This window comes from Pseudochrobactrum mosebachae, from assembly GCF_048914685.1.
Classification (GTDB): Bacteria; Pseudomonadota; Alphaproteobacteria; order Rhizobiales; family Rhizobiaceae; genus Pseudochrobactrum.
The window spans coordinates 1,669,625-1,686,346 of sequence record NZ_CP128408.1; the positions used below are offsets into that span (position 1 = coordinate 1,669,625).

17 protein-coding genes are annotated in these 16,722 nt (G+C 45.1%); 7 read left to right on the top strand and 10 right to left on the bottom strand.

From position 1 onward, the window contains the following. Positions 1 to 1,308 (top strand): ATP-dependent protease ATPase subunit HslU, encoded by a 1,308-nt coding sequence (gene hslU / locus MP213Fo_RS07555; RefSeq protein WP_421088471.1) that lies wholly within the window; start codon positions 1 to 3, stop codon positions 1,306 to 1,308. A gap of 274 nt (positions 1,309 to 1,582) precedes the next feature. Continuing rightward, a complete protein-coding gene (locus MP213Fo_RS07560) occupies positions 1,583 to 2,488 on the top strand; it encodes a DUF1402 family protein (RefSeq protein WP_421091065.1) in 906 nt (301 codons plus the stop codon). An 18-nt stretch (positions 2,489 to 2,506) separates the two neighbouring features. On the opposite strand, the gene MP213Fo_RS07565 is transcribed toward MP213Fo_RS07560, so the two are convergent. The 4 genes from MP213Fo_RS07565 to MP213Fo_RS07580 are packed head-to-tail and all read right to left on the bottom strand — an operon-like array spanning position 2,507 to position 5,510. Beyond that, on the bottom strand, positions 2,507 to 2,884 hold the full coding sequence (locus MP213Fo_RS07565; RefSeq protein WP_421088472.1) for a helix-turn-helix domain-containing protein: 378 nt from the start codon (positions 2,882 to 2,884) through the stop codon (positions 2,507 to 2,509). Then, the gene (locus MP213Fo_RS07570; RefSeq protein WP_421088473.1) at positions 2,881 to 3,594 is read right to left on the bottom strand and encodes a Smr/MutS family protein; all 714 of its coding nucleotides are present in this window, start codon (positions 3,592 to 3,594) and stop codon (positions 2,881 to 2,883) included. The genes MP213Fo_RS07565 and MP213Fo_RS07570 overlap by 4 nt, the downstream gene beginning before the upstream one ends. Positions 3,595 to 3,647: 53 nt before the next feature. Next, positions 3,648 to 4,763 carry a murein transglycosylase A gene (locus tag MP213Fo_RS07575; RefSeq protein ID WP_421088474.1) on the bottom strand — a complete coding sequence of 372 codons (1,116 nt, stop codon included), beginning with the start codon at positions 4,761 to 4,763 and terminating at the stop codon, positions 3,648 to 3,650. A 42-nt stretch (positions 4,764 to 4,805) separates the two neighbouring features. Further along, entirely contained in the window at positions 4,806 to 5,510 is a 705-nt protein-coding gene (locus tag MP213Fo_RS07580) for a Tim44/TimA family putative adaptor protein (protein WP_421088475.1), read from the bottom strand. Between the two features lie 359 nt (positions 5,511 to 5,869). Between MP213Fo_RS07580 and MP213Fo_RS07585 the strand changes: the two genes are divergently transcribed. Together MP213Fo_RS07585 and secB are read left to right on the top strand one after the other, a co-directional pair. Beyond that, positions 5,870 to 6,406, top strand: a complete 537-nt coding sequence (locus MP213Fo_RS07585) for an FxsA family protein (protein ID WP_421088476.1) — start codon at positions 5,870 to 5,872, stop codon at positions 6,404 to 6,406. Positions 6,407 to 6,714: 308 nt separating this feature from the next. Next, positions 6,715 to 7,200, top strand: coding sequence for a protein-export chaperone SecB (gene secB, locus MP213Fo_RS07590; protein ID WP_421088477.1), 486 nt, complete (start codon positions 6,715 to 6,717; stop codon positions 7,198 to 7,200). A gap of 57 nt (positions 7,201 to 7,257) precedes the next feature. Here secB and dnaQ read toward each other — a convergent pair whose 3' ends face one another. From dnaQ to MP213Fo_RS07615, 5 genes are all read right to left on the bottom strand, one after another. Then, on the bottom strand, positions 7,258 to 7,959 hold the full coding sequence (gene dnaQ / locus MP213Fo_RS07595) for a DNA polymerase III subunit epsilon (RefSeq protein ID WP_421088478.1): 702 nt from the start codon (positions 7,957 to 7,959) through the stop codon (positions 7,258 to 7,260). A 17-nt stretch (positions 7,960 to 7,976) separates the two neighbouring features. Next, positions 7,977 to 8,570, bottom strand: a complete 594-nt coding sequence (coaE, locus tag MP213Fo_RS07600; RefSeq protein WP_421088479.1) for a dephospho-CoA kinase — start codon at positions 8,568 to 8,570, stop codon at positions 7,977 to 7,979. Positions 8,571 to 8,627: 57 nt separating this feature from the next. Next, positions 8,628 to 9,503 carry a shikimate dehydrogenase gene (locus MP213Fo_RS07605; protein WP_421088480.1) on the bottom strand — a complete coding sequence of 292 codons (876 nt, stop codon included), beginning with the start codon at positions 9,501 to 9,503 and terminating at the stop codon, positions 8,628 to 8,630. Then, positions 9,496 to 10,095 carry a Maf-like protein gene (locus MP213Fo_RS07610; RefSeq protein WP_421088481.1) on the bottom strand — a complete coding sequence of 200 codons (600 nt, stop codon included), beginning with the start codon at positions 10,093 to 10,095 and terminating at the stop codon, positions 9,496 to 9,498. The genes MP213Fo_RS07605 and MP213Fo_RS07610 overlap by 8 nt, the downstream gene beginning before the upstream one ends. 117 nt (positions 10,096 to 10,212) lie before the next feature. Further along, positions 10,213 to 11,043, bottom strand: a complete 831-nt coding sequence (locus tag MP213Fo_RS07615; RefSeq protein ID WP_421088482.1) for a pyruvate, water dikinase regulatory protein — start codon at positions 11,041 to 11,043, stop codon at positions 10,213 to 10,215. 421 nt (positions 11,044 to 11,464) lie between these two features. Between MP213Fo_RS07615 and hemE the strand changes: the two genes are divergently transcribed. From hemE to rho, 3 genes are all read left to right on the top strand, one after another. Then, positions 11,465 to 12,490, top strand: coding sequence for a uroporphyrinogen decarboxylase (gene hemE, locus MP213Fo_RS07620; RefSeq protein WP_421088483.1), 1,026 nt, complete (start codon positions 11,465 to 11,467; stop codon positions 12,488 to 12,490). Further along, entirely contained in the window at positions 12,490 to 13,026 is a 537-nt protein-coding gene (gene hemJ / locus MP213Fo_RS07625; protein ID WP_421088484.1) for a protoporphyrinogen oxidase HemJ, read from the top strand. The genes hemE and hemJ overlap by 1 nt, the downstream gene beginning before the upstream one ends. A gap of 279 nt (positions 13,027 to 13,305) precedes the next feature. After that, entirely contained in the window at positions 13,306 to 14,571 is a 1,266-nt protein-coding gene (gene rho, locus MP213Fo_RS07630; protein ID WP_421088485.1) for a transcription termination factor Rho, read from the top strand. 78 nt (positions 14,572 to 14,649) lie between these two features. Here the strand turns inward: rho and MP213Fo_RS07635 are convergent, their stop codons facing one another. After that, the gene (locus MP213Fo_RS07635) at positions 14,650 to 16,677 is read right to left on the bottom strand and encodes a thioredoxin domain-containing protein (RefSeq protein ID WP_421088486.1); all 2,028 of its coding nucleotides are present in this window, start codon (positions 16,675 to 16,677) and stop codon (positions 14,650 to 14,652) included. Positions 16,678 to 16,722 lie beyond the last annotated feature (45 nt).

Here is a 16,722-nt window from a genome sequence, read left to right on the forward strand (position 1 = left end):
ATGACAGTATTTTCTCCACGTGAAATCGTTTCTGAGCTTGATCGTTTCATCATCGGTCAGCAAGATGCCAAACGCGCTGTTGCGATTGCCCTGCGCAATCGTTGGCGTCGCCAGCAGCTGCAAGGCAGTATGCGTGAAGAGGTGATGCCAAAAAACATCCTGATGATCGGACCCACAGGGGTTGGTAAAACAGAGATTTCCCGCCGTCTTGCCAAGCTTGCCGGTGCACCGTTTATTAAAGTTGAAGCCACAAAATTCACTGAAGTTGGTTATGTGGGCCGCGATGTGGAGCAGATTATCCGTGATCTGGTGGAAATCGCTATCGGGCAGGTTCGTGAGAAAAAGCGCGAAGATGTGAAAGCCAAAGCCCATATCAACGCTGAAGAGCGGGTATTGGATGCGCTTGTCGGTAAAACCGCAAGCCCGGCCACGCGCGACAGTTTCCGTAAGAAATTGCGCGAAGGCGATCTCGACGACAAAGAAATCGAAATTGAAGTTGCTGATAACGGTTCTGCGATGTCCGGCTTTGAAATTCCGGGCATGCCAGGCGGCAATATCGGCATGCTCAACCTGAGCGATATGCTGGGTAAAGCCATGGGCGGCCGTACCAAACCGCGCAAAACCACCGTGAAAGAATCTTATGCTCTGCTGGTAACGGATGAATCAGACAAGCTGCTTGATCAGGATAGTGTGACGCAGGAAGCGCTTGATGTTACCCAGAATGACGGCATTGTTTTTCTCGATGAGATTGACAAGATTGCTTCGCGTGAAGGTGGCATGGGAGCAGGGGTATCACGCGAGGGTGTGCAGCGCGATTTGCTACCGCTGATTGAAGGTACCACTGTTGCGACCAAATATGGGCCGGTAAAAACCGACCATATTCTGTTTATTGCATCCGGCGCTTTTCATGTTTCTAAACCATCCGATCTCTTGCCGGAGTTGCAGGGCCGCCTGCCAATCCGCGTTGAGCTGAGTGCGCTGACCCGTGAAGATCTGCGCTCTATCCTCACAGAAACTGAGGTCAGCCTGCTGAAGCAATATGTAGCCTTGATGGCAACGGAAGATGTTACGCTCAATATTACTGATGATGCTATTGATGCGCTTGCGGATATCGCCGTTGATCTCAATTCTACGATTGAGAATATCGGTGCGCGCCGTTTGCAAACAGTAATGGAAAAGGTGCTGGACGATATTTCATTCAGCGCACCGGACAAAAGCGGCTCTACCTTTACTGTGGATGCCGATTATGTGCGTAAAACGATCGGTGATCTGGCTAAAAATACCGATTTGTCACGTTTTATCCTATAAATTACTAAGCGCTGTTGCATTTTATCCTACAATCAAAAGTGATTTCAGGAATTATGCGGTTAAATCATGAAACCCTCTCGACTTGTGCGTGAGGGTTTCATATTTTCTGCGCAACATATAAGCACCATACTTTCCGACAATCGGTTCTGATTTGAGAGATCGTTTTGGAGGCAACTGCTAACGGAGCAAAATACGTATGAACCGCGGCCAAAAATCCCATCATCATGTTTTTAGCCAGCTGGGTCTTGCAGCCGGAACCGGCGTTTTTGCTCTGATGCTGGGCACAGCAGCGCATGCCGTAACGCTTGTGCCGGAAGGCAACCGGAATGCCACACAGCCTGCTGTTCCCGGTGCCTCAGCCAACCGTACCAAACAAATGCAGACCACCTATGATGCAAAATACCAAAAAATCTATGGTTTGCTGAAATCAGACCGCTCTTTGCGCACAAAAATCAAATCTGCTGCTGCTGCTTATAATATTGATCCGGTGCATATTGCCGGTGCCATTATCGGCGAACACACCTATAATGTGGATGCTTATGATCAGCTCCAGACCTATTATGTTAAAGCAATTTCCTATGTTAAACAGGGTGTTAGCTTCAGTTACAAAGGCGAGTCGGTCAGCGATTTCGTTAAACGTCCGGAATTTGAGAAATGTGCCGCTCTGAAAGAAAGCTATAGTCTTTGGACCTGCCGCGAAAATATCTGGGATACAAAATTCCGTGGTAAAAAGACTGATGGTGTTTCTTATCCGAATAACCGCTTTGCTGCGGTATTTTTCCAGCCATTTTACGCAGGCCAGACCTTTGGCCTCGGCCAGATCAGCCCGCTCACAGCCTTGCAAATGTCAGACATGGTCAATCGGGTCTCCGGCCTGCCAAAACTCACCGCTGACGACGGTGCGCAGGTCTATAAAACCATTATGGATCCTGATCTGACGCTGCCTTATATGGCGGCAACGATCAAACATTCGATTACTGCTTATAAAAAATATGCTGATTTTGATATTTCTAAAAATCCCGGCATTACCTCAACCCTGTATAATATCGGTGGGGCTGATGCCCGTGCCCGCGCACTGGGTGCTGCCAATATTGGACGCAGCAGCCCGCAACTGCCACAAGAAAACTATTATGGCTGGTTGGTGAATTCCAAAATAGCTGATTTAAAAGCACTATTTTAAAACGATAATAACACACTATCAACGTTGAGAAAAATGCTGCTTGCGTGCCTCACGCAGCATTACGCTCAGTTTTTTTACTATGTCCTTGTCGAGTATCCGGATATGATTGGCCAGTAAATTGGCTAGTTCTGTTGCTTCAGGTGACAGGCCAGCAGTATCAATTGTAACCCGCGGGTGTGAGAGCATTGCCAGATTTTGCAACTCCTCGGCATCATCCCAGATAATATTGAAATAGCCGATAATCCGCTGCAGCAAATCCCAGGTCGGCTGCCCGCGTCGTCCATGCTCCAGCGCCGATAAATAGGCCGCTGACACGCGGATAGCTTCAGCCATATCCTTTTGTGTCACGCCGCGCTCCTCACGAAGCTGTCGTAACCGCAGGCCAAATGGTGTCATGAGGGATACCGCTTTCTGGAAGGCAGTAATTTGCTTTCCGCAAGCCTTTCAGCCGATGTTTTACGCAAACGCACATAGAGCGCACCATGGCCGCCGTGATGGCGCACCGCATCTTCATAAGCGCTGACATAAATCCGAAACAGCGGCGTGGAAAACCAATGTGGTACAGCCTGTTTAAGGATGCCCTCACTGCCGGAAGAGGAGCCCTTACCGGTAATTACCAGCACAAAACGCAGTCCTCTGTGCCATGCATCCGCCAGAAAACTGTAAAGCAGATCATGTGCTTCGTGCTGCCGCATGCCATGCAGGTCGATACGCGCTTGTATTTCCACGCGACCCTTAGCGATCTTTCGGATTGTCGGACGATCAATATCATGCAGAGGATTGGTAGCCGGTGTCTGTTTACCAGTCTTTTGTACAACAGTATCAGCAGTTAAATCACGGCTCACATTTGGTATCACTGCTTTAGCTATGGCCGGTTTTGCCACTTCAGCAGGACTAATCCCGTTTTCAATATCCCAGAGATAAAAATCTTCAATAATACCGGTACGCTTTGGTGCAATCGGCCGCAAAGGACGCGTGCTACGGGCAACCGTTTCCCATAGAATCCGGTCTTCCGGCTTCAGAAATTTATGGTGTTGTTCAGCTGGATGGACGGGTGGTGATGTTTTTACATCCGGTTTAGCTTCGGATAACTGGAACATTTTCATAGTATTTTTATCCGAAATCCGTGGGGCTGGTCGGTTATTTTGGTGTTTCCGCTTCATTGTGGCTCTCCCTTACGGGGAACCAGCATAATGAAATCGGCCTGATGGCGGATCTGACCGGCAAGTTCACCTGCATCAATTCCTGATCCGATAAACAGGTCACCACGGGCAGGGCCAATAATAGCCGATCCGGTATCCTGTGCGATCATCAACTTCTGGTATGAACCATAGTTTTGAGGAAAGTCATGCACATTTATGAAAAACGGCGTACCAAAGCAATGATATTTACGATCAACCGCAATTGAGCGCAGCGGTGTTAGCGGAACTTTAGCCGCAGCCACAGGTCCTAATAGCGGATCATCAACCACAGCCTCACGAAAAAAGATATATGACCGGTTATTAAAAAGAATTTCATCAATACGGGCAGGGTGATCAGCAAGCCATGCTCTTATGGTCTGCATGGTCACCTGTGCGGGATCCAACTCGCCCTTATCAATCAGCACACGACCTGCACCGGTAAAATCATGGCCGGATTTAGCAGCATAAGTCAGCCGCATCTGGCTGCCATCAGCAAAATTCAGTCTGACAGCGCCCTGCACATGCGCAAAATACGCATCCACCTTATCTGCCACATAGGCAAGCTCCAGCCCCTGACCTTCTAATACACCCTGATCAATGGCCTGACGGTCAAAATAATGGCAGATAGTCTCGCCGCACTGGCGGCCAAACATCAGCGTATCAGGCAGGTTTTTCGGCCGGTTAGACGGGTCTAGCTTGATGAGATCGGCAGGTCTTGCATAAAAAGGTACTGAAAATTCAGCGGTTCTGACGCGTGATGCTGCAATTTCAGGTTCATAAAATCCGGTTACAAAACCGGATTGCAAATGATCGGGCAATAATTTGACGGGGATAAAATTTTGTTCAAAAAACAAACGCGCCGTTTGTTTATCAACCGGCTGATGTTCTGCCAATTTTTGTGCAGCTTTAAACATCACTGCCAAATCAGCAAAATCCGGCCCTAAGCTGCCGCTTTTATAAGAATGATTAGCAGAGTAATCGGCAGATTTTAAAAATGCCGAAAATGCTGCACTATGGTCATCCTCTTCCCAGCCTGCACATTCTGAGAATGTTATAACGTGGGATGAGCAGTGAACGGCAGAGATATCTGACATGACACTGCTCCTTTAGTCATTCTTTTGAAAAATTGCTTGCGATCAATCTTCCGCTTCTGTGGCAACAAGTTTCCAGTTCGGATCACGACCAGCTGTATTGCGTGCAAATGTCCAGACATCACGGATTTCAGCAACAGTTTCCAGATCACCATCAATGACCGTACCTTGCTTATCCTGTGTGGCAGAAATTATTTCACTGACAATACGTACTGTAACCTGAGCATCTTTGCCCTTCATATCGGCAGCAATAATTTTTGCCTGATTGATACCGACAAATGTGGAGTTTACTTTTTCACCACGGGTTTCACGATCTTTAATCGCCGCATCAAAACCTTCATAAACCTCTTTGGAGAGCAGGTTTTTCAAGGTTTTGCGATCTGCATCAGCAAAGGACATCACAATCATCTCATAGGCCATTTTCACGCCATTGAGAAATTCCTTCGGATCAAAACTCGCATCATGCGCACGAATATTACGCAATCCGCTGTTCAGTTCCGATCCCACAGGTGCAATAGCATCAATAGATGTGAAGTCTTTAACCTGACTTTCTGCGGTCTGGCGCTGCGGCAGAGAAACAACATTGTCTTTCTGCTGGGTGAGGGTGCCATTTTCATCTTTACGCTGTGTGTAAGGGTCAAAAGGCGGGCGTTCATTGCCTGTGCGTTTTCCCAATACGTTGCGCAATTGCAGGAAGATAACCACCGCAACAATGAAAAAGAAAAATGTGCCAAAACTGAAAAAATTCATACCGCTCGCCAACCATATCCGAAACTGTTTGCCGGAACACACACTCTATCGCGTTAAATCTTTATCCAGATACAAAAAACGCAATACCATCCATATTACATAGGTATTTCTCAGCCTAGTATCAATCTGAGGAATTATGCAAAATAGTGCAGGCCGCACAAATTTCGCTGTTTGCGGCCAACATAAACTCAACTTAGCATAAAACGTGTTTATTTAAAAAAAGATATAGTCCAACCTGATAAGGCATTCAAATACCCATCCTGCATTCTTATCTATATACCAAATTAAAAATTATAATCCGGGTTGAACGATATAATACCGTTCAGAGCAGCCCGTATCACCAAAGAGGTCTACCGCCCGTGACAAAACTGCTTGGCCTGCTGCTATTTTTAGCTCTGCCATTTATTGAAATTGCCGGATTTGTCATTGTTGGCAAAGAAATTGGTGTGCTGGCCACACTTGGCCTGATCATTCTTAGCGCCTTTATCGGTTTTGCTATGCTACGCAGACAAGGGCTCAGCCTTTTAAACCAGATGAAGGTTGAGGCTGCAGCGGGTCGTACTCCTGAGCGTGGTATTATTCATGGTACTTTGCTAATTTTAGCCAGTATTTTTCTGATTATTCCGGGTTTTTTAACTGATATTATCGGATTATTGCTGTTTATTCCAATGATCCGCGATCTGATCTGGAACCATTTTTTGCGCAATCGCGTGATTATGGCCACCAATTTTCAAAACACCCGCTCTGCATCCGGCTTCCGTCAGGGTGATCCCTTTCAATCGCAGCATCCGCAGGATGATGATATTATTGATCTCAACCCTGAGGATTATTCCAGCTCATCAGAGAATGATAAAAGCGATAAAAGTTCACCATGGATTAAAGATCAGCGGAAATAATCTGCAGAAAACGATTTTTCAATTCAGCAAATAATTCAAACAGTTTTGCTGCATGTTTTAAATGATGCTGTGCGTTATTGCCTGCAAATGGCACATATGCTAGCCAAATGGCACATGTTTCGGCACATTCCTGATTTTTACAGATTGAGCTGAAATGCAGGGAGTTCAATTATACTACATAATTTTTTAAATCTGAATTGATTTAACCTTAAAATTATGTAGCATTTCAAAGTGTTACAGCACTTTAACAGGACTTGTCATACTGTTCGACGCACTGTCGATCATTCGTAACGAAAAGGTATATGATAATGGCAGAGACGCCAAATGTAGCACAAAACGGTAACGGCAGTGCAGAGCCATCGCTGAATATTCTGGCTCAGTATATAAAAGATTTTTCTTTTGAAAGCCCAGGCGCTCCGCTTTCATTACGTCCGCGTGAAAACGCACCAAATATCAGCATCAATGTTAATGTGAATGCCAATCCAATCGCCGAAGGCGATTTTGATGTAGTGCTGACACTGACTGCACAGGCTGGTGAAGGCAAAGACGTTTTGTTCAGCACTGAGCTGGTTTATGGTGGCGTTTTCCGCATTCAGAACATTCCGCAGGAACATATGCTGCCGATCCTGTTTATCGAATGCCCGCGTCTGCTGTTCCCGTTTGCACGCCAGATCGTTGCCGATGCAACACGCAATGGCGGCTTTCCGCCACTGATGATCGACCCGATTGATTTTGCGCAGATGTTCCAGCAGCGTATGGCTGAAGAGCAGGCTAAATCTCAGGTTAAAAACTAATATATTGAGATTATCGAAAAAGCCGGCGGATTTCGATCCGTCGGCTTTTTTATTATTTTAATTCAAATATTGCTTCCAGATCGCTTTATCACCCATTTTATCAACCAGCTTTTGATGTGCTTCAATATCAGCTTCAGTCAGGCGCGAGGGCAGGGGATTAGGGCGTGATTTTAGCGTTACCTGAACGGTTTGATTATCACCGCTCTTATTATCAGCATTTGATTGTACACTTAAGCCCAGTGATGTCTGCTTGCCGCCAAGCAGCTCGATATAGACTTCCGCAAGCAGCTCCGTATCCAGCAAGGCGCCATGCAGCTTACGATGGGCATTATTAACGCCATAGCGCTTGCACAGAGCATCAAGCGTGTTCGGGCCCATTGGATGCTTGCGGCGAGCTAAGGCCAGCGTATCAATCACCACATCGGTAGAAATAGGAACTTGATTGATACGCGCCAGTTCTGCGTTAAGAAATCCGATATCAAACATCGCATTATGCGCAACAAGCTTAGCGCCTTCAATGAAGGTCAAAAATTCTTCGGAAATTTCCGAAAAATTTGGTTTATCGAGCAGACTTTCATTACTGATGCCATGAACAGCCAATGCATCGGGGTGGACCTGCTTGCCTTGCGGATTGATATAAACATGAAATGTTTTGCCAGTGATGAATTTATTCACCATTTCAATGGCACCAATTTCAATTACCCGGTCGTCATTTTTATCCAGACCTGTGGTTTCAGTATCAAAAACAATCTCACGCATCATAATATCCTGTTATTTTAATTCAGAGGCTGCTTATTCAGCGCCGTCACTAGTTCGAGGACCTGCCTGCGGGCATCATCTTTGTCATGGCTGGTATCGACAATATAATCTGCTTTTGCTCGTTTTTCGGAATCCGGCATTTGCCGCGCAAGAATTGCCTCAAATTTGGCTTCTGTCATGCCGTCGCGCGCTAATACACGCTGTTTTTGTATGTCATAGGGCGCACTGACAACAACAATTTTATCAACGCGCCCGGTTCCGCCGGTTTCAAACAATAACGGAATATCAAGCACAACAATAGCAGCACCCTGTTCCTGCGTTTGTTGCAAAAACAGTTTTTCTTTTGCGTGAACCAAAGGATGAACAATATTTTCCAAAAGACGTAGCCGTTCTGGATTATTGAACACTAAGTCAGCCAGAATTTTCCTGTCTACATTGCCGGATCTGACTGCATCAGGAAAAGCCTCTGCAATCAGAGGTACCGCCTCACCATTATATAATTGATGAACAACTGCATCAGCATCATAAACCGGGATACCGGCATCCGAAAAAAACTGTGCCGTTGTCGATTTTCCCATACCGATAGAGCCTGTTAGACCAATTTTGATCATGCTGTTCATCCCATTGGTATTTGTGACATTGGCGGTATTTGCGCTATTTCTGATTTTTCAAACTTTAAGAATGTCATCAAGAATGATCTGGCGCAGCTTTTCTGTCACTTCGGGGCGCACACCAAACCAATGCTCAAACCCCGGTACAGCCTGATGTAATAACATGCCAAGACCGTCAACACAGCGTAAACCCGCTTGTCTTGCTTGTGCTAAAAATGCGGTTTCAAGCGGAATATAAACGATATCAGTTGCCAATGCGCCTGATTTTGCGACATTCAAGTCCAGCGGAAAGCTTTGTATCTCCCCGTGGCCGCTCATCCCAAGCGATGTTGTATTCACAATCAAATCCGCGCTACTGACAAAATCTTGTGCTTTATCCCAGCCACAGGCTTCAATTTTTGCTTTAAGATTTCCGTTATTAAAATGCTCGGCCAATTGCTGTGCACGCTCAACAGTCCGATTAATCAGAGTAATTCTAGAAAATCCTCGTGTCAGCAAAGCATAAATAACTGCGCGGCTGGCACCCCCAGCCCCCAGAACCAATGCCGTTTTCTCACTCGTTAGATCGGTATCCCAGCCCGGCATTTGCGCATCAAGATTAGCAGCAAAACCATAAGCATCAGTATTACCGCCATTAACAACCTTATTTTCATCAAGCCACAGCGTATTAACCGCGCCAATAGCAACAGCTGCAGCATCCCGTTTTTCACAAAAGGCAAAAGCCGTTTCTTTATGCGGAATGGTAACATTCCCGCCACTCAAGCCTTGTTCTGCGAAGGATTTTAGAAATCCGGCAAAACTTTCAGGGCTGTTTTCAATGGCAGTATACGAACCCTCTAAACCATAATGACGCAACCAATAATTATGGATCAGCGGTGAGCGGGAATGTTTAATCGGATATCCGGTAACAAAGGCCTGTTTCATATCAGCCATCAATAATTCCTCTGGCACGCAATTCTTTCAGCAAAGGCAGCAATGGCAGTCCGACAATCGTGAAATAATCGCCATCAACTTTGTCGAAGAGCTGGATACCTTCTCCTTCAATCTGATACGCACCAACACTTGAAAGCGCAATATCGCCAACACGTGCCAAATGACGACCAATAAAACCAGGCTCCAGATTTCGCATGGTCATGTGAGCCACTGACACATGACGCCATAAGGTTTGGCCGTTTTGTACCAGCACAACAGCACTATTGAGCTGGTGTGTTTTGCCCGACAAAGCAAGAAGGTGGCGGCGCGCACCATCCATATCTGCCGGTTTATGAAAAACCTCATTGCCAAGCGATAAGGTCTGATCACAACCAATTATCAAAGAATGCGAAAACCGTTTGCTAACCTCCTCAGCTTTCGCTTCAGCAAGGATAAGCGCTACATCTTCGGGTGTTGCTCCGGTTTTATACAATGGCGTTTCAACTGACCGCTCATCAATATTGGATTTTTGCGATGTGAATTGAATACCGGCATTTTTTAAAAGCGCTGCACGAAAAGGGCTTTGGGAAGCAAGGATCAAAGATAATGCCATATTCAAATCTCCACTCAGATTTTAAACATAAAAATATTAAACACAGATACAATGTTTTTAAAATTATATCAGGGTTATCAATGCTCTGATATAATTCATAACAGGATCATCTTAAATTTATTCAGCCGGTTTTACCCGTGAGCGCAAGCCGAGAATTGCGGCAGCGGTCTCTTCAATCGAGCGACGTGTGACATCGATCACGGGCCAGTTATTGCGCTCACAAATATTGCGCGCATAAGCCAGTTCCTGCGCGATATTAATGCGATCAGTATAAGAGCTGCTATCAAGCCCCGGCGATGTACCAAGCAAACGATTTTGCCGGATATGTGAAATACGCTCGGCGCTGGCAATCAGACCGACAATCAACGGCTTTGTAGTGTGTAACAAGGCTTCCGGCAACGGAATGCCCGGAACAAGCGGAATATTGGCAGTTTTAATACCGCGATTGGCAAGATAAATACTCGTCGGCGTTTTTGATGTCCGTGAAATGCCGATTAAAATAATATCCGCCTCTTCCAGATCTGGCGGCAATTGTCCGTCATCATGCTCCATTGTAAAATTAAGCGCATCAATCCGGCGAAAATAATCCGCATCCAGCACATGCTGCGCACTGGCGCGCCGATGCGCAGGCGCTCCCAGATAAGACTGGAATGTTGCCAGAACCGGCTCAAGTACCGAAACGCACGGAATTCCCATTTGCGCACAGGCCTCATCAATCCTTAAAGCCAGCTTTTGATCCACAACTGTATAGAGAACAATGCCCGGTTCAGCATCAATTCCCTCCAGAACTTTAGCCAGTTGTTTCTCAGTTCTGATCAGCGGATACATGTGCTCAATAGCCCGCGCGTGACTGTACTGAGCCGCCGCCGCACGCCCTGCAGCGAGGAGAGTCTCTCCGGTCGCATCTGAAATAAGATGAAGATGGAAGTAAGAAAGCGTTTTAGTCACAGATTTCTCGCATCCCTGTTGATGAGTGTGGGTAAAATTAAGCCACAAATTAAAGTTTTATGAATCTGTTGATTAAGGGTCAATTCATCCACAGCGGGCTCAGCTGTAGATTGGAAACAATAGAGATTGTGGGTAACGGGAGCAATTCAAACTTGTATAAAAACTATTCAACAGTTTTCCACAGGTTGATAATTTAAAGCTGTAAACTAAGGTGTTGTATTTATTGTTGAATTTTTAGTCGCATTGCTTTTTCCCGTTTGATCGGCAATTTATCCACAGCAACCGGTTTTATTGATCAGCCTGTGGAAAGCTCAAGGGAAACATTTAATCCCCGTTATCAACAGACTCTAATAATAATCAGAATCCAAAATCATCACTTTCTTTATGGGAAAACCGGGGACAACCGGTGTGGGTAAAACGCATGACACGTAAAGTTTTGAAAGTTCTCAAAGGCGAAAGCGTCTTTCCTCCTCCAATCTGGATGATGAGACAAGCAGGACGCTATCTGCCTGAATATCGTCAGTCGCGCAGTGAGGCAGGGAGTTTTCTCGATCTTTGCTATGCGCCAAAACTGGCAACAGAAGTGACATTGCAGCCTATTCGCCGTTATGGATTTGATGCAGCCATTCTTTTTTCAGATATTCTTGTCATTCCTCACGTTCTTGGACGCGACCTTCGCTTTGAAGAAGGAAGAGGACCTTTAATGACGCCAATCACTGTTGATGAGATCAAGGATCTCGACATTACAGGTAAGGCATCAAAACTGGCTGCAGTTTATGAAACTGTGGGCATGCTACGCGAGCAGCTACCCGATGAAACCACGCTACTCGGTTTTTGTGGTGCGCCATGGACAGTTGCAACTTATATGATTGCCGGTCACGGCACCCCCGATCAGGCGCCGGCGCGGTTGTTTGCCTATCAGCATCGCGATGTTTTTATTAAACTGCTGAATGACTTGGCAGATATCTCAGCTGAATATTTGATTGAACAACTCAATTGCGGCGCAGATGCAGTGCAAATCTTTGATTCATGGTCAGGCGTATTAGACGAAGATTGCTTTGAAGATTTCTGCATCAAGCCGGTTGCTAAAATTGTCAAAAAAGTTCGCGCAGTGCATCCGGAAGCGGTTATTATAGGCTTTCCAAAAGGGGCAGGCATGCTTTATCGCGATTACCGGGCCAAAACCGGTATTACTGCACTGGGTCTTGATTGGTCTGTGCCACTGACATTTGCGCAGGAATTGCAGAAACAGGGTACAGTACAGGGAAATCTTGATCCGCTGCGGGTTGTTGCTGGTGGTAAAGCTTTAGATGAAGGAATTGACAGGATTCTTGATACTTTGGGGCAGGGACCGCTGGTGTTCAACCTTGGTCACGGTATTACACCGCAGGCACCGGTTGAAAATGTTGCACATATGGTCAAGCGTATCCGTCAGGCAGGTTCATAATGGTTCAAGCTCAAAATCAAAATAGCGGCAATAAATCAGCTTTACGAGCTATTATTGCGATAATAATTGTTGCTATAGCCGCATATGCCTTGTTTTTTGTCGAAAATGATGTGGCTTATCTCTGGATTAAAGCCTTTCATATAATTGCGGTGATCGCATGGATGGCAGGCATGCTCTATTTGCCGCGCTTGTTTGTTTATCACAGCATGGAAAAAAACGGTTCTGCTGCATCAGAAACCTTTAAAATTATGGAGTGCCGTTTATTGCGCTTTATTATCAATCCGGCGATGATTTTGACCTGGGTTTTAGGTTTGTGGCTGGCATGGAAAGTTTTCGCATTTCAAGGTGGCTGGCTGCACGGTAAGATTTTACTTGTTGTACTGCTTTCCGGCTTTCATGGCTATTTGTCGAAAAATGTCCGGATGTTTGCTCAGGATAAAAATATAAAATCTACCAAACATTGGCGTATTGCCAATGAAGTTCCTACTATTTTGATGGTGTTGATTGTTATTCTAGTGGTTGTAAAACCATTTTAAATAAATAAAGCGGGATTTTTTTGGCTCATAGTTTTGCCGGCAAATCCCGCTTTATTTTTCTTGAAGTTTTGACCAAAATGTAATTTTGTCAGGAGGAAAGATTTTTATTACCTCCTGAAGCGCTACCCACTTGCTCATGCGCACATAAACCTTTATGAAACACGCATCCTACCTTCAAGAATAGCAGGTCTTTGATGCCGGTCATGCTCCTCGTGACCATTTTGAGTGCACAACTGCATTTTTCTTTTTTCAATCTTTTATTATATGAGTTCCGCACCCATGCAGGAAATGAAATTACAAGACCTTAAGAATAAAGCACCTGTCGACTTGCTCGCTCTTGCTGATGAGCTGCAGGTCGAAAACGCCAGTGTTATGCGTAAACAAGAGCTGATGTTCGCTATTTTGAAAAACCTTGCTTCTCAGGAAGTTGAAATTATCGGCGAAGGTGTTGTTGAGCTATTGCCGGACGGTTTTGGGTTTTTGCGGTCTGCAAATGCCAATTATTTGCCGGGACCTGACGATATTTATATTTCACCTTCCCAAATCCGCCGATTTTCATTGAAAACCGGCGATACGGTAGAAGGACCGATCCGTAGCCCCAAAGAAGGCGAACGTTATTTCGCTCTTCTCAAGGTTAATACGATCAATTTTGAAGATCCGGAAAATATCCGTCATAAAATTCACTTCGATAATCTGACACCGCTTTATCCTAATGAACGCTTCAAAATGGAGCTGGATAATCCGACAAACAAAGATAATTCTGCCCGTGTTATCGATCTGGTTGCACCACTTGGTAAAGGCCAGCGTGGTTTGATTGTTGCGCCGCCGCGCACCGGTAAAACTGTGCTTTTGCAGAATATTGCGCATTCAATTACCGCCAATCATCCTGAATGTTACCTGATTGTGTTGCTGATTGATGAACGTCCTGAAGAAGTGACGGACATGCAGCGCTCCGTTAAGGGTGAAGTTGTGTCATCTACATTTGATGAGCCGGCAACACGTCACGTTCAGGTTGCTGAAATGGTGATCGAAAAGGCGAAGCGTCTAGTTGAGCACGGCCGTGATGTGGTTATTCTGCTCGATTCCATTACACGTCTTGGACGCGCATATAATACGGTTATTCCTTCATCAGGTAAGGTTCTGACCGGTGGTGTGGATGCAAATGCATTGCAGCGCCCTAAGCGTTTCTTTGGTGCAGCACGTAACATTGAAGAAGGCGGCTCGCTGACAATTATCGCTACAGCTCTGATCGATACAGGCAGCCGTATGGATGAAGTTATCTTTGAAGAATTCAAAGGAACGGGTAACTCTGAAATCGTGCTTGATCGTAAAGTGGCTGATAAGCGTATATTCCCAGCTATGGATATTCTTAAATCCGGAACACGTAAGGAAGATTTGCTGGTACCACGTCAGGATCTGCAGAAAATCTTTGTACTACGTCGTATTCTTGCGCCAATGGGCACCACTGATGCGATTGAGTTCCTGATTGATAAGCTCAAACAGACCAAAAATAATGCTGAATTCTTTGATTCAATGAATACATAAGTTTTCAATATTTCACTTCGTAAAACGCCGTCTCATTGAGGCGGCGTTTTTTGTTATACGGTTGTGGAATTGATCTGCTTACAATAATTTTTCCAGATCAACCGCGGAATAAACCGGCGGTAAACACACATTATTGCGGCACAGGATCGCGCAAGAACTGTTAGTGCTCGCTGATAGCAGATGTGCCCATTGTGGCAGCGCACGCGCGTCTTTGCGGTTGAGAATGACATCTGTGCGGTAAGGATCGGGTTTACGAGAGGCACAGCGATATAATTCATCCTCAGTATCATCTATAATCAATACGAGCTTAACCGGATCCAGCAATTGTACCGCTGATATTAAAATACCTGCCTGACCATAATTCATCTGCTTGCTACGCCCAAGGGCGCGGGAAGCAAGCTCGTTTGTTTTGAAAAGTAAATTTTCATTTTCAGTGATTAGGGCCAAACGCGTCAAAGCTTCAATGATTTGACTGGTGGCACTTGGAATAGCCTCATCCTGATCACCATAGATATATAAAATTACATCATCTGTATCTAACGCGGTCAGTCGATAATCATCATTATGATCTTTATGATGAAGATTAAGTTCGTTTGCCAGCCACACTGCATCATCAATATAGCTTTGTTTAGGATCGGCCTGATAAAGTGACAAAGCTGCATTGATCATCGCTGCAAAATCAGAAGATAAAGCAGGCAGAGACTTAGCCTTAGGATCAATGCTTTTTACAGGCCGTATGTGAGAAAGCCGGCTGTCTTTTTCAGGTGCTAAATAATCATAGGTTGATTTAGCTAGTTCTAACCATCTCTGATTTTGAAATACACGAGCTGCCTCAGCCAGAGCGCGTATTATATAGGCATTCCAGTCTGTCAGGCACTTGTCGTCTCTCACTGGTCGAGGGCGTAAATTACGATGCTTCAGCACTCTTTGGCGTTGTTGTTGCAAAACTTTGTCTTTTGAATAATCAAATTCAATTTGATCAAGGCAATGAAGAATATTTTTTCCTTCCCAATTTCCTTGCTCAGAAATATTGTAGTATTTCATAAAATCATCAGCATCATTAACCAGAATGGCTTCTATTTCGTCCTTATCCCAGACATAAAATTTACCCTCTTCTCCTTCGCTGTCAGCATCCAAGCCTGAGGCAAAGCCACCATTTGGTAAAGACATTTCGGTATTTAACCAGGCAATTACTTCTTCGATTCGTTGGCGAAACAATAAATTTTGAGTTGAACCATAAGCCCATAAACATTGTCTGATAGTTTGTGCATTGTCGTAGAGCATTTTTTCAAAATGAGGGACAAGCCAGAACTGATCTGTGCTGTAACGCGCTAAGCCACCGGCCAAATGATCATAGATGCCGCCATTCAGCATTTTCTCCGTGCTTAAAATCAACAGGTCATGATGTTGCTGTTGGCCGGATATTTTCCATGATGCCCAAAGCATACTCATAAAAGGGAAATTAGGAAATTTGGGCTGCCCTGTAATACCGCCATAATTGGTATCAATACGACGGGCTATAGTATCCGCATAGCGCTGAAATATTGTTTCATCATTTTCAGATTTATGAACATCAGGATTGAGCGCAGTTTCTAAATGATTTTTTAGAGCTGAAATATTACCTTTAATCCGAGTTTTATCATTTTTCCACAGAGTGGACAGGCTGGTTAGAATATCCATAAAACCGGGCAACCGGCCATTGGCGTGTTTTGGAAAATATGTACCGCCCCAAAAAGCATCACCTTGGGGTGACAGAAAAATTGTTAGCGGCCAACCGCCTTGTTCGCCCATTGCGGTTAAAGCTGACATATAAATTTGATCTATATCCGGACGCTCTTCACGGTCAACTTTGATATTGATGAAATTTTCATTCATCAATTTAGCAACCTCTTCATCCTCAAAACACTCATGCGCCATAACATGGCACCAATGGCAAGCTGAATAACCGATGGAAAGTAAGATGGGTTTGTCGTAAAGAAGAGCCAGATCCAGCGCCGCTCTGTCCCAAGGCTGCCAGTGAACCGGATTATGCTCATGTTGTTTTAGATATGTGCTGTTTTCATCTTTAAGACGATTAAAGGCAGAGAAATCCAAATTTTGGCTCATGGGCTTGCCCTTCATAACAGAATGCAAATCGCGCATTGGTTTTTG